This window comes from Paenibacillus sp. J22R98 (genome assembly GCF_059383835.1).
The window spans coordinates 131,448-145,459 of sequence record NZ_JBXENW010000011.1 but is presented as its reverse complement, the minus strand read 5'-3'; the positions used below and the strand labels follow the sequence as shown (position 1 = coordinate 145,459).

The window sequence follows — 14,012 nt, the reverse complement described above, 5'->3', positions numbered from 1 at the left end:
AGAGATGAAGAAGTGGGTTTTTTGTTTTGTTATACTAGTAACACTGCTGTTTGTTTACGGCATTCGGGAGACTAAATTGAACGCCGATAACGAAATCCAACTGAATGAAGGTAGGCCAGCTCAGGCGGCAACGTCTCATATGAGCGAGCTTCACATAGGTGTAGATCAGATCAATAAAGGTGACTTATTGCTTGTGAATAAGGATCACCCGGTACCTCCGGGAAGCGAAGAGACCGGCGCGGTTAATCTGGCTGAGCATCTGGAGCTGGTGAACGGATTCCGTTTACAGGATAATGAGATTGAGCTAGCGCCAAGCTTGGCGCGTAAATTCGCGGAGATGGTCAAAGCGGCGAAGAACGATGGAGTGAGCCATTTTATCATCAACAGCGGGTATCGGAATAATGAGGAGCAGAATCAGCTTTATGCTCAAAAGGGTGCTGATTACGCGCTGCCGGCGGGCTACAGCGAACATAATTTAGGGCTATCGCTTGATATTGGTTCGACGCAAGCGGAGATGAGCCAAGCGCTTGAGGGCAAATGGCTGAAGAAGAATGCATGGCGATACGGGTTTATATTGCGGTATCCGAGTGACAAGACGAAAATTACCGGGATCGAGTTCGAGCCGTGGCATTTCCGTTATGTGGGGTTGCCGCACAGCGCGGTGATGCAGAAGAAAAATTTTGTCCTGGAGCAGTATTTGGACTACCTGAAAGAGAAGAAGAGCATTACGATTACCATCGATAAAGCAACTTATGAGATCTCGTATTATCCGATCTCCGGGGATACAACCATTCCGGTGCCGGCGAATGGCAGCTATGAGCTGTCAGGCAACAATATGGACGGTGTCATCGTGACTGCGAGAATCGCTTAAACTTAGTCGTATGAAAAGAATGCGCATGCCTAATGCTAATGGAATCCAGGGAGGAACGAATGAAGTCGATCACAATTCTAATAGCAGATGATGAGGCGGAAATTGCCGATTTAATCGAGCTGCATTTACTCAAAGAGGGCTACAATTGCATAAAAGTCGGCGATGGGCACGAGGCGGTTGCCGCTATTCAGAAGCATCCCATTGACTTGGCCATCCTGGATATTATGATGCCGAAGCTGAACGGCTATGAAGCGACCAGGCAAATTCGCGCTCAATATAACCTGCCTATTATCTTCTTAAGCGCCAAAACGACCGACCTCGACAAGATTACCGGTCTCGTCAGCGGAGCGGATGATTATGTAACCAAACCGTTCAATCCCATGGAGCTGGTTGCTCGCGTGAATGCGCAGCTGAGGCGTTCCATGCAGCTGAATCAGCCCGCAGCAGCGAAGCAATCGGTTGTGGAATCGGGTGGTTTGCTGATTAATCCGGAACAGCGTACCGTAATCCTATATGGGGAAACGATCGAAATCACACCGAAAGAGTTTGATATTCTATATTTGCTTGCCAGTCATCCGAAGAAAGTCTTCAGCGCGGAGCAAATTTTTCTTCAGGTATGGGGGGAAGCTTATTTTGAAGGCAACAATACGGTCATGGTCCATATTCGTACGCTGCGGAAGAAGCTTGGCGAAGACGTTCGTAAAAACAAGCTGATTAAAACGGTTTGGGGAGTGGGGTATTCCTTCCATGGCTGAGATGTTCCGCAGCTTCCGGTTCAAAATGCTTCAATTTTTCGGATTAAGCATGTTTTTGTCGGCGGGCATTACTTATTTGCTCTATAAAGTGCTGCAGCTGTACTATTGGACTACTAAGCGTGAAAGTCCGCTCTATAAGATACGGGCTTTCATTGGCGAAATCGGGGATATCAACTTCTTCATGATTGTTTTTATCCCCCTCTCCATTTTGTTTTTCTACCTCCTCACGAGCCGTTATGCATCTTATTTTCGTGAAATATCAAGCGGAATCAATCAGCTTGCCAATGGTGACTTCAACAATCGCGTACGGATCTCATCCGATGATGAATTCGAGGATATTGCCCGGGACATTAATCTAGCCAGCGAGAAATTGCAGCAAGCGCTGGCGAGAGGCGATTTTGCGGAGAACAGCAAGGAGCAGCTGGTCTTGAACCTGGCCCATGATTTGCGTACGCCGCTCACCTCGGTGCTCGGTTATCTGGATTTCATTCTTCGGGGCGATCAGCTGACAGCGGAGCAAATCAACCACTATACGAGCATTGCCTACACGAAGTCGCAGCGGTTAGAGAAGCTGATCGACGAGCTGTTCGAAGTTACGCGAGTGAATTACGGCAAGCTGCCTGTGGAGATGAAACCTATCGATCTGAGCGAGCTTCTCATTCAGTTAAACGAGGAGCTCTATCCGGCTGTGGAGAAAAATAATCTGGCCACCCGGTTGAATGTGGCTCCTCATTTGACCGTGCTAGGGGACGGCGAGCTGCTGGCACGCGTCTTTGAGAATTTGCTGACCAATGCCATTCGCTATGGCAAAGAGGGTCTGTTTATCGATATCAATGGGCAAATCGATGGCGAGGAAGCGGTTATTCAGGTGGTTAACTACGGCACTAGCATTCCACCGGAGGAGCTGCCGTTCATCTTCGATATGTTCTACACGGGCGATAAAGCACGGACCCATCGCGAAGGAAGCACAGGTGTGGGCTTGTCCATCGCGAAGAATATCGTGACGCAGCATCAGGGGAGCATCACGGCGCAGAGCGATGTCATCCGCACGCTGTTCGAGGTCCGTCTGCCGCGAACTATTGAGTCCGATGGACTCGGGGAAGCGCAGCCTGTATAAGGCTCAGCCTAATTCGAGGTTAATAGCAAGGACATGCTCGCTCGCGTAGGCGGGCTTTTTTTATTCCAAATCTCGACCATAAATTGACAACGCTTACATATAAATATGGTACAATCTAGTTGCTTGCCGCCCTCTGATGAAATGGGTTTCATTACCGTAGAAGGCAAGTCTATTGCTTATCCCTGACTATCGATTTGATCGTAAAGGAGGTGAGGCGAAACGAGGGGAAGGACTGTGAGCAGTCCGCCCGAGTTGCGTTATCAGTTGCCTGATGAACATTCGAAGATGAGAGGAGTAATGGCGTAATGTTGAAACGAATCGGTTTGTCCATTTTCAGTTGGGTGGTGATGGTGACCATGATTGGATCGGGCTTGGGAGGCATGAATGTTCCCAAGGTAAGTGCAGCTGCTTATACGGCTGTCGTTAATCCAGGCGTTCAATATCAGACGTGGGAAGGCTGGGGCACGACGCTCGCCTGGTGGGCGCACCGCGTCGGAGGTGCAGCAGATTCGGTGCGCAACGATTATGCGGACCGGCTGTTCGGCGCGAGCGGGCTGAATCTGAACATCGTGCGCTACAATATCGGAGGCGGCGAGAATCCCGCCTATCCGGATCATATGGACTTACGGGCGCGAATACCCGGCTATAAGGCTGCGGCTGCGGCAAGCTATGATTGGACGCAGGATGCGAATCAGCGCTGGATGCTGAGTGCCGCCAAGACAAGGATTAATGCGAGTGAGTTCATTGCCGAGGCTTTCGCCAACTCGCCTCCGTGGTGGATGACGAAGAGCGGCAGCGTTACCGGGAATAACAATGCCGACGAGAACTTGAAAGTAGACATGTATGATGATTTCGCGGACTATCTGACGACCGTTACGCAGCATTTTCAGACCAGCTGGGGCATTAATTTCCGTACGCTCTCTGCCTTTAACGAGCCTAGCTCTGCTTACTGGACGTTCGGCAACCGGCAAGAAGGCAACCGCATGTACCCCGCCAATCAGCAGATTATGATCGGTGAGCTGTACAACTCGCTGATCACCAAGGGATTAACGACGGGCATCAGCGCGCCGGAAGAAACGAGCATCGATCTGGCGAGGGATACGATCAACAGTTACTCGGCGGCGACCAAGGCGAAGCTCGTTCAGTACAATTCCCATACGTACGGAGGCAGTGACCGTGTAGGCTTGAACACCGCGGCCGGCGGCAAGCGGATCTGGAACTCCGAGCACGGCGACGGAGAAGCGAACGGGATTACGATGTCCCGAAATATTCTGTGGGATATCAAATATATGAAAAATTCAGCATGGGTCTATTGGCAGGCGGTGGAGACGCCGGGCGGCTGGGGGATGATCGAGACGGATCTGAACAATGCAAGCGCCAACCTCGGCACCTTTACAGTGAAGAAAAAGTATTATTCCATGGCCCAGTGGAGCAAGTACATCCGCCCAGGCTACAAAATCCTCGATATCTCCGACGGGGATTCGATTGCAGCGTACGATAGCGCGGGCAGCAAGCTCGTCATTGTTACGGTTAATGACGCTTCCGCTTCCAACACGGTGACGTACGACCTGTCGCAATTTACGAACGTGACTGGGTCGGTGTCGGGGACTCGGACCAGCGGCACCGAGAATCTGGCTGCGGTCTCTGGCCTATCGCTGGCGAATAAGAAATTCACGGCGACGGTGCCGGCAGGGTCTGTCAGCACCTTCGTCATCACCGGCGTTTCGGGTGTCAGCACGCCGACGATCGATACGTCAGCCTACTACAAGCTGGTGAATCGCAAGAGCGGCAAGCTGCTTGACGTTAGCCAAGGATCGCAAGCAGATGGGGCAGATGTCATTCAGTGGACAGACAACGGCGGTATGAACCAAATGTGGCAATTCGTTTCCGCCGGCAGCGGATACTATAAGCTGGTAAACCGGAATAGCGGCAAGGTGCTTGATGTGTCGGGGCAATCAACCGCGGATGGCGGCAATGTCATCCAGTATACGGGCGGCACTGGCCTTAATCAGCAATGGCAGCCGGTACTAGTCGGAGGCTATTATAAGCTGATCAACCGAAATAGCGGTAAAGTCGCGGATGTCAGCGGCGCTTCGACCGCGGATGGCGGCGATGTCATCCAGTATACGGACAACGGCGGAACGAATCAGCAGTGGCAGCTCGTGAAAGTGAATTGACAGCGGAGCGAAAAGCAGCCGGCCCCTACTAGGGTCCGGCTTTTTGATTGCGAAGATGCTGCTGATGAGGCTTTTAATTTCAGCGGCAGGTTAGACGAGAGAGTCTCGCACTAGCGAATGAACACCTACGCGGAGTATGATTGGACTATTGCGTGAAGAGCGATAAAAGGTGTTTGGATAGGGGGATAAACGGATGTATATCGGCGTTGACGGTTCCAAGAATCAATGGGTAGCTGCCCTGCTAGAGGGCACTAAGGAAGAGACGACAATCCGCTATGTTCAGGTGGAGCATTTGGAAGAGCTCTGGGCTGAATTCGGAACCGGCTGCCGGAAGCTGCTGATCGATATGCCGCTTGGACTTAGCAGCAGCGGCAAACGCAGTTGCGATGAATTCGTTATGGATCTGCTTGGTCCTGCCAATAAGAAGAGATGCTTCCACGCGCCTAGCTACAATGCGTTAGAGGAATGGCGGCGGCATTCACGCGCTGACTCCGAAGGCGTACGATCCATGTCGCCAAGAGAGAAGTACAACGCGATTAATGGCATTAATGTGAAAGATACGCAGCTCAATTTGACCCCGCCCGGCTATGCCTTGGTCCCTCGAATCGCGAATGTACGGGAGTTCGTGTTAAGCATCCCGGACCGTTCCATGGTCTCGGAAGCGCATCCTGAAATTTGCTTCATAGCTTTATCGAATCGCGGCAGCTTCTCGAGCAAGCATCATCTCCCCGGACTATTCGAAAGGCTCGCGGTTATTCAGGCCCATATCCCAAACTATATCGACCTTGCCGCAAGCGGCGGAACCTCGGTCTGGAACGGTGTTTCGGCTAAAATGGACGATGTCTTGGACGCCACTGTCCTCGCGCTGACGGCACGAATGTTCATTGAGAACCCCGCAAGTATCAGGCGATTAACGAACCAGCCGCCGATCAACGATCTGTCGGGCATTCCGATTGAAATCGTCTATGCACAGCAACAAGCTGAAACGTGAGGACTTGCCTGCAATTATCGCTCGCAGCAACAATCACAATTCCAATAGAACAGAGGTAAAGATCTTCAATTGACGCCTATATGGCGGTAAAGTACGATAGGCGCGAAGCGCTGTTGAAATCATGTGCTACCAACATCTACAAAGGGGGAAGATTGGTTACTTACCGTACAAAGCAGCGTATGAAGGCTTCTATCCATCATGGGTCGGCATGATTAAAACTCTATCGGGAGGTTCTATCATGAAAAGAAGCAGCAGGATATCGCTTGTACTGGTCATCGCCATGCTGGCTATGTTGATCTCAACGTTAGCCATGCCAGCAAGTGTTAGCGCTTACAGCACGCCGAATACAAGAGGCGGAATAATGGGGCAATGGTATTATGGGACGCAAGCCGAGCTCAATACGGCCGCAGATAATGTTGTGGCCGCAGGATTGAAGTGGGTTCGGTTGGATCTGAAATGGGACATCGTGCAAGCAGGGGGAGCGACCTCCTACGACTGGAGCTGGCCGGACAAAATGGTCAATACCGCTCTGAGCAGAGGGCTCAAAGTCATGCTTGTGGCCGGCTATACGCCAAGCTGGGCGAATGGCGGCAACTCGGATACGCGTTACTATCCGAATGCCGCGAATATGAATGCGTGGAAGAACTTCCTCGATCTTGCCGTAAGACGTTACCTGCCGCTTGGGGTAACCACCTATGAGATCTGGAATGAGCCCAACTACTCCGTCCAATCCAGTCCTTCCTTGTTCGTCAGCAACATTCTAATCCCGGGATCGACTGCCATCCGGGCCGCTTCCGCGGATTTGCATGTACCGGTTACGATCGTGAATGGCGCACCGGCGAACCTGATCAATGTATCCGGAATTGTGGATCCTTACGCATGGGTGACGGGGATTTATGCAAACGGCGGGAAAAACTATTTTGACGCCTTAGCGATCCATCCGTATTGCTGGCCTGCCGCTCCGACAACACCGAGCGTATGGAATGCTCTTCTGCGGGCGGACGAAATTCATACCATTATGGTCAACAACGGGGACGGGAATAAACAAATTTGGGCAACGGAGTTCGGGTATCCCACTTCCGGTCCGAATACGGTAACCGAGCAGCAGCAAAGCGACTATATCGTATCTGCTTTCCAGGTCTGGACGCAGTCTGCATGGGCAGCATGGACGGGACCGATGTTTCTGTACACCTACAAAGATGGCAGCACGAATTTGAATGATCCGGAATCGAACTTCGGTTTGCTGCGTTACAATAATACGTTCAAGCCCGTTATGAGCCAGCTTCTCTCGATTATGACGAACTCGCCTCCACCGCCGGCTCCGGCCACCTCAGGTTATGGAGGAACAACCCCACCACCAACCACAGGTACTTTTAATGCAACCCAAGTCAGCTCAGCGGTAACGATCGATGGCAATTTGGATACGGCTTGGACCGGGAAAGTAAGCAATGCCATCTCCAAAGTATCGATTGGAACGGTATCCGGTTCATCGGATCTCTCCGGTAACTTCGGCGTGCTGTGGGACAGCACCAATCTCTATGTCCTGGCAGATATTAATGACGATACGCTTAGGAATGATTCGACTGCAGCATCGGATGATGACAGCATCGATATTTATTTGGATATGAACCATGATCATTCGACGACGTACGGCGCTGATGATTTCATGTATCAGCTCGGCTACGGGGACACGGCGGTCAGTGAACTCAAGCATAGCGCCACGTCAGGCGTGAGTATGGCCACAACAGCAAGAACAGGCGGCTACCGAATCGAAGTGAAGATTCCTTGGACGACGCTCGGCAAGGTGCCGACGGCCAATATGAGCTTCGGCTTCGATATGATGATTAATGATGATGACGATGGGGGCGCGCGCGACTCGCAAATGGGCTGGAATGACGGAACCGCAAATGCGTACCTCAACCCAAGTCTATTCGGCGACGGAACGTTAATCAGCGCACCGCCATCAGGTGGAACTACGGTTTATGAGGCGGAGAACGGAACCTACGCCGGCGGCGGGCAGCAGCAGACGGCAACTAATGCGTCGAACGGCAAAGTAGTAGGCAATTTGAACAGCGTCGGTGCCTCGTCGCAGGTGAATAACGTCGATGGAGGCGCAGGAGGTAATGCCACTCTGGTGATCCGCTTCGCGAACGCGAACACCGCTGCAAGAACATTAAGTCTGTACGTGAACAGCGTGAAAATCCAGCAAACCAGCTTCGCGCCGACGGGCAGCTGGAATACGTTCGCCAATACGAGCTCCATTACGATTCCGCTGAATGCAGGCGCCACGAATACGATTAAGATCCAGCGGGACTCGGCCGATAATCCGGCAGCGGATATCGACAGCTACACGGTGACAACGGCAAGTTCTTCAAGCCTCTTGGTTAACGGCTTCGAGAGTGCGGCCCAGTGGGCAGGCGAGGCTGCGCGAACGGCGGATACAACGAAGAAAACGGAAGGTACTCAGTCCATCAAGTTCCACTACACGGTACCTGCAAGCGGCTGGGCTAATGGTTATTACACCATTAGCAGCCCTTTTGTGGACATCGCAAACGCCACCAGCTTGAAGCTCGATGTCTATCCGACAACGCAGTCGCCATCGGGGCAGACCGAGCCGATCGTGCTCAAGCTGCAGGATCAGACAGGCGGCGTCATCTACGAGGACCGGCTGCCGAATCTGACGGCGAACCAGTGGAACACGGTGACCATTAGTTTGACCGGTATTGCTCAAGCCAACCGTCATCAGATTAACAGCGTGAATCTGTATCTCTGGTCCGGATTTACGGCTCAAATTAACGGCAGAACGACACTGGATTACTACTTCGATAACCTTAGAGTGCAATAAGCGATAAAACCACTAGAAAAGGTACAGCCCTCCAATAACGTTGAAGGGGCTGTACCTTTTTGCGATGTCTATTCCATTTGGGCGTGAATCTGCTCTTCAGGCGAAAGAAATGCACGCGCGGCCTGGCAGTGGGCGAATAAGCACGCGAGCTTGAAGCGCTTATTCAATGCCGAGCTTCTTCGCTTCCGCATTAACCTCGTTAATCATCCGATCCAGCCCTTTGGCCTTGTAGCCGTCAATGATGGACTTCCATATGACCTCAACGGGCAGCTTGCTGATCATCACGCGAATCATATCATCGTTGTCGAAGATGGTGAACGTATCCTTCGTCCGCGTGGATAGGTTCGTCAGCCTCGGCTCGTACGCCTGCTTACTCGTCATGCGCAGAGCGTAGTCAATCAGCTCCTGCTGCGCATCGTAGGCTTCAGGGGAAATGCCGGAAAAATTCGGATCCAGCCCGAACATCCCATCCCAATTGACCAAATTCGCGAAGGCTGTGAACGATGGGTATTTTAATAGAATGTTGGTACTCGGATCGCTCTTCCGTATGGCATCTCCGCTCTTGGTGTAATCGACATCGATGAGGCCGTAATGCCGCATCTCCAGAAATTCAGGAGAGTTCATGTAGTCAAACAGCTGCAGGATGCGGTCCATCTTAGCCTCGGACACCTTCGACGAGATGTAGCTCTCGGACCAGAAGGTTTTGAACACCGCACCGTATCGGTTGCCGTCCATGCTTGGAAGAGGCTTGAGGAACCGGACGCTATCGTAGAAATCCTCAACCTTCGGGTGCAGCTTCTGCCAGCGATTCTTGTTTATATTGCTGTCCACGGAGCGGAACATCCCGGATGTGATGAGAGCCGCCACCTTGCCTTCGGCAAACTTATCAAAGCCCATGTTGCCCCTGGTGATCGGCAGATCCGGATCAATTAACCCGGCCGTATAGAAATCCCGAAGCAGCTGCAGGGACGCAATGGCATGTTTAGAGAATACGGCGGGAATAAAGCGCCCATCCTCCTTGATCCATTTAAAATCACTGCCGCTGCCGTCGCTTGTTGCAGCAGGTGAGCCGTACAGCCAGAACAATCCGCCCAGCAGCAGCTTGGAGACGGAGGTGAGTCCCGTAATATGTTTGTTCTCCGGGTCTTTATCGACGATCGCTTTGAGCATGGCCCGGAACTCATCCCAGGTCTCCGGTTCTTTGGTGATGCCCGCTTGCTGAGCCAGATCCCAACGATAGGCGACCAATCGATCCAGGACGTTATAGTCGGTGCTGTCGTAGGTTTTGCGCGGGATAAAATAAAGCTTGCCATGATCTTTAAGGTCTTGAAACTCCGGTGTCGCCAAATACTTGGCCAAATAAGGATAGGCGGATAAATCGCTGGGCAGCGGCTTGATGACGCCTTGATCCCTCCAGTTTCGGTAGTACTGGGTATTGACGGCATCGACGGCGAAAATATCAGGCAGCTGGCCCGTGGATGCCCACATCTGAAACTGCTGCACGTAATTCGCGGTCGTTATCGGAATCGGCTTGATTGTAATGTTGAGCTTCTTCTCTAAACGTCGGACAAGCGGGTCCTCTTCCAGCGGGTTATCCGTCAGCTCCCAGATCGCAACGGAAATATCCATATGCTCCGCCGGAGCGGTGGAAGCGGGCTGTGTCGGTAAACGCTGCTGATCGGCGCTGCCGCGGCAGCCTGCAGTAGCTGCGACAAGCAGCGCAATCACAAGCATCAGAGCCAGCCGCCGTGTCATGATGTTCATTCTCATCATTCCTCGCCGCCCCCATTGCTCAGTAATCGGTACTGCTTCGGGGTTTGCTGGGTGTTCTTTTTGAAGATGCGCGTGAAATAGAAGTAGTCTCGGAAGCCGATCGTTTCGGCAACCTCGCCAATGGGCAGATTCGTCGTACGCAGCAGATTCTTCGCTTCCTTTAACCGCACATTCGTCAAGTATTCCGTGAATGTCACTTTGATCTCGCGCTTGAAGAGCTGGCTCAAGTAGTTCGGATGCAAGTAGAAGATGCGCGAGATGCTTTGGATGGAGATATGATTGCGATAATTTTCATTCATATATTTAATGATTTCTTTCAAGTTCGCGTGTTCGGTTTCCCCCTTCACAGCGCGGGATGCGCTTACAGGCTCGGGGGCTAAGGACTCCTCGTTTAAGCTTTCTTGCAAACTGTCGATCATCTGATCGAAGCTGGAGTAGAGATGATATAACTGCTCCTTGCTAAAGATGTAATCGTCCTCGGACGAATGGGAAGCAGAATGAAAATAAACGATATTATAGATCCGCAGCGTGTGGTAGATCGTCAGGCATTGCTTGTTTGAAGGCAGACTCATCTCATTCAGCAAGTCTTTAGCTAAGGCAAATTCGCTCTTTGCAACGGCTCGCTCAAGCTTTCGGATCAACAGCACAGCATGATCGTCCTTCGCCTGTTGTTCCTCCCAATACAAATCCCTGCGGTTATGAATAAAGAAATCCCAGGCGCGCACCGTGCATTGTTCGATTCGCTGCATCATGCCTTCCAAATTTCGATCCGATTGCAGGATGCCTACCCCCAGAATCCCATCCGGGATCGGGGAGGAGAAGGCTGCTGATAACGCATCCCGATCTGGCGCCTGCACCCAATAAACACTGCGGGCATAACCGAGATTAATGCCTACATAATTGGTTTCCGCTAGGAAGGTTAGCCGGCCTTTGCCCACGGAAACGAGCAGATAAAGGGTGTCTGAGGTGATGCCGGCGTCATCCAAAATTTCGTTGAAAGCGGATTGTGCCCTTAATGCAGTAGGATCATCAAGCAATTCCAGCAGCTTGCCTTCGCGTTTGTGCTTGATTTCATCCAAATTGCCGGCGGCCGTTTGGAGCAAGGTATGGATTTCATGGTCGTCGAAGGGCTTCAGGCAGTAGCCGAGCACGCCGTAATTCAATGATTTCTGCACATAGGCGAATTCCGCGTAGCCGCTAATGACGATGATTTGAATAGTTTTATCCAACTCTTTAATCTGCTTAATTAATTCAAGGCCGGACAATCCCGGCATGCGAATATCGGTGAACACGACATGCGGCTGAAGCTCTTGAATCAGTTGAAGCGCTTTGGTGGCATTATTCGCCTTGCCCGCGACATAGAAGCCGGACTTCTTCCAATCCACGCCTGCCGCCAAACTCTTCAGAACAAGGTTCTCATCGTCCACGAGAAGTACTTTATACACGGATATCCCCTCCCGGTTGTACGTAGTGACTTGGCATCGTAAGGGTTATGCATGTTCCATGGCCGGCTTCACTTTCGAAGGTAAGCCCATATTGAAAGCCATAGGCTAAACGCAGCCTATTATTCACGTTAAGTAAGCCAATGCTGTCGCTGTCGGATGAATCCTGGCTGTCACGGCTTAAAGAGGATGGCTTCTCCAGCAATTTGCTTTGTATACGGTGCAAGGTATCTTCATCGACACCCATTCCATCATCGGTGATGCGGAGCACGAGTGTCTTCCCATTCTCGACCTCGCCGGTAATGGTGAGGTTTCCTTTGGACGTCTTCGGTTCAAGTCCATGGAAAATCGCATTCTCGACGAGCGGCTGCAGAATCATTTTCAAGACGGATACTTGCAGGGCTTCGTCCGTGAACTGATAAGTCACGTCGAAACGATCCTCGAAACGGATCAGCTGCAGGTACACATAGGACTTGACCGCGTTCAGCTCCTGATCGAGCGTGACATAGCCGGAACCTTTGATACTGTAATGGAACAGCTTGCCGAGCGCCTTCGTCATTTCGACGATTTGGGGAGCTTCGGCTTCGAGGGCGACGCCTTTGATCGATTCTAAGGTGTTATATAAAAAATGCGGATTGATCTGGCTGCGCAGATAAGCCGTGGCGGCTTTCTCCTTCTCGATCTCGGCCTCCAGCAGGTGGGTGTTCGTCTCGACGAGGCGATGCGTGAGATTGTCGATCTCACTTAACATGCCGTTCAAATTCTCGGCAACTACGTTCATTTCCACATTGCCTTCAAGGTGAATGGTTGATTTCAAATCCTTGATGCTGCCGGACTTTATGCCGTTAATGAATCGCACGAGCCGCTGAATGGGCTGCACGATGTTATTGGTTATAACCGCGAAAGGGATGGCCATTAATAGAATCGATAGGATGACGATGAGAATACTGCGGTTGCGCACGGAGTCGAGCTCCGCGAGTAACGCTTCCTGGGGAACGAAGCTGAGCACGGAGGCATTAATCTGGTCCAGCCGCTGGATTTGGATGGCTCCCTTGATCCCGCCTATGGAATCCGTCAGCTTCTGCTCGCTATTATGCTGGCTGCTTAACGTACTAATCGTTCTAGTGATATCGGGAGAATTCGTCTCCGGATAGACGCTGCTGAAGCGATCGATGAGATAGAAACCGACGCCGGGCTCCGCCTTGCTCTTGTCGTCATCGAAGAACATTGCTTCCACGTCGACAATGACTGCTATGTAACCGATCCGATTGCCGTCCGTGCCGTTGCCGAGATCGCTGGAATAGATATTCTGGGCGAACAGCATGCTGTTCTTCGAAGTGGAGTTGTAGTCGTAGGGCTCCAAGCCGCTGACATACACGGACTTGCTGGACGCAATTTCTTTATTGGAGCGCTGCACGAAATCGATGCTGCCGTTAAGGCTGTACCGCATGCCGCTGGTGCCGATTAAGACGATATCCCGGAAGCCTTTTCTGCCTGCCTTTAATGAAATGATCTTGCGGTCCAGTTCATTGCTCATCTCGTACAGTAAGCTGGGGTCGTTCTGCGTCATGAATTTCTGCACGAAGGGATCGAACCCTAAGCTGAGGATAATCTGGCTGATTTCATCGGTCTTCTGCGAGAGGTTGAGCTTGAATTTGCGAATGGTATCTTCGGTATATTGATTGTTGTTCTTGATTACGATTTGGGAGGTTTGCGTGTATAAGGAGTAAATAATCATCAGCATGATGATTACAATAAGGGCAACGGCTAGCTTAAGCTGCGTCTTGATGCGCATTCTCGTTAAGATTCCCATGATAGCACCTGTCCGTATCGTGATTGAGATGGCGTTTATGTAAATTAGTATAACATCATCGTTTTCGAAAGAGTCGGTTTCAGGCAAAGCTCTTAATTTAATCCATATTCTTATAATTGGTTTACATACTTTTAACACTTCAAGTTGCTTATAGGAGGGGGGCCGATGTTCCCTCTCTATTTGTTTGCGTTCGGAGCAGGCTTATTTCTATCCAGTTTTATCTAATCT

At 51.3% G+C, this 14,012-nt stretch carries 9 protein-coding genes; 6 read left to right on the top strand and 3 right to left on the bottom strand.

What is annotated here, in order from left to right; translation table 11 throughout:
- Positions 1-4 precede the first annotated feature (4 nt).
- The 6 genes from AC50Y3_RS25870 (at position 5) to AC50Y3_RS25845 (ending at position 8,756) form a co-directional block, all read left to right on the top strand.
- Positions 5-871 (top strand): M15 family metallopeptidase, encoded by an 867-nt coding sequence (locus tag AC50Y3_RS25870; RefSeq protein ID WP_494821603.1) that lies wholly within the window; start codon positions 5-7, stop codon positions 869-871.
- Positions 872-930: 59 nt separating this feature from the next.
- Positions 931-1,626, top strand: coding sequence for a response regulator transcription factor (locus AC50Y3_RS25865; RefSeq protein ID WP_494821602.1), 696 nt, complete (start codon positions 931-933; stop codon positions 1,624-1,626).
- Positions 1,619-2,743 carry a sensor histidine kinase gene (locus AC50Y3_RS25860; protein WP_494821601.1) on the top strand — a complete coding sequence of 375 codons (1,125 nt, stop codon included), beginning with the start codon at positions 1,619-1,621 and terminating at the stop codon, positions 2,741-2,743. The genes AC50Y3_RS25865 and AC50Y3_RS25860 overlap by 8 nt, the downstream gene beginning before the upstream one ends.
- A 305-nt stretch (positions 2,744-3,048) precedes the next feature.
- Positions 3,049-4,920: an RICIN domain-containing protein gene (locus tag AC50Y3_RS25855; protein WP_494821600.1), complete on the top strand. Its 1,872-nt coding sequence runs from the start codon at positions 3,049-3,051 to the stop codon at positions 4,918-4,920.
- Between the two features lie 193 nt (positions 4,921-5,113).
- Positions 5,114-5,911 (top strand): DUF429 domain-containing protein, encoded by a 798-nt coding sequence (locus AC50Y3_RS25850; protein WP_494821599.1) that lies wholly within the window; start codon positions 5,114-5,116, stop codon positions 5,909-5,911.
- 238 nt (positions 5,912-6,149) lie between these two features.
- Positions 6,150-8,756, top strand: a complete 2,607-nt coding sequence (locus tag AC50Y3_RS25845; RefSeq protein ID WP_494821598.1) for a sugar-binding protein — start codon at positions 6,150-6,152, stop codon at positions 8,754-8,756.
- Positions 8,757-8,915: 159 nt separating this feature from the next.
- On the opposite strand, the gene AC50Y3_RS25840 is transcribed toward AC50Y3_RS25845, so the two are convergent.
- From AC50Y3_RS25840 to AC50Y3_RS25830, 3 genes are read right to left on the bottom strand one after another with little or no spacing between them, the layout of a single operon-like run.
- Complete coding sequence (locus tag AC50Y3_RS25840; protein ID WP_494821597.1) at positions 8,916-10,529, bottom strand: extracellular solute-binding protein; 1,614 nt, start codon at positions 10,527-10,529, stop codon at positions 8,916-8,918.
- The gene (locus AC50Y3_RS25835) at positions 10,526-11,974 is read right to left on the bottom strand and encodes a response regulator (protein ID WP_494821596.1); all 1,449 of its coding nucleotides are present in this window, start codon (positions 11,972-11,974) and stop codon (positions 10,526-10,528) included. The genes AC50Y3_RS25840 and AC50Y3_RS25835 overlap by 4 nt, the downstream gene beginning before the upstream one ends.
- Complete coding sequence (locus tag AC50Y3_RS25830) at positions 11,967-13,784, bottom strand: sensor histidine kinase (RefSeq protein ID WP_494821595.1); 1,818 nt, start codon at positions 13,782-13,784, stop codon at positions 11,967-11,969. Before AC50Y3_RS25830 ends, AC50Y3_RS25835 begins: the two co-directional genes overlap by 8 nt.
- Between the last annotated feature and the right edge of the window lie 228 nt (positions 13,785-14,012).

Excerpts from the sequence above, each read along its gene's own strand:
- AC50Y3_RS25870 (WP_494821603.1), top strand. The coding sequence starts at position 5 with ATGAAGAAGTGGGTTTTTTGTTTTGTTATACTAGTAACACTGCTGTTT.
- AC50Y3_RS25865 (WP_494821602.1), top strand. The coding sequence starts at position 931 with ATGAAGTCGATCACAATTCTAATAGCAGATGATGAGGCGGAAATTGCC.
- AC50Y3_RS25860 (WP_494821601.1), top strand. The coding sequence starts at position 1,619 with ATGGCTGAGATGTTCCGCAGCTTCCGGTTCAAAATGCTTCAATTTTTC.
- AC50Y3_RS25855 (WP_494821600.1), top strand. The coding sequence starts at position 3,049 with ATGTTGAAACGAATCGGTTTGTCCATTTTCAGTTGGGTGGTGATGGTG.
- AC50Y3_RS25850 (WP_494821599.1), top strand. The coding sequence starts at position 5,114 with ATGTATATCGGCGTTGACGGTTCCAAGAATCAATGGGTAGCTGCCCTG.
- AC50Y3_RS25845 (WP_494821598.1), top strand. The coding sequence starts at position 6,150 with ATGAAAAGAAGCAGCAGGATATCGCTTGTACTGGTCATCGCCATGCTG.
- AC50Y3_RS25840 (WP_494821597.1), bottom strand. The coding sequence starts at position 10,529 with ATGATGAGAATGAACATCATGACACGGCGGCTGGCTCTGATGCTTGTG.
- AC50Y3_RS25830 (WP_494821595.1), bottom strand. The coding sequence starts at position 13,784 with ATGGGAATCTTAACGAGAATGCGCATCAAGACGCAGCTTAAGCTAGCC.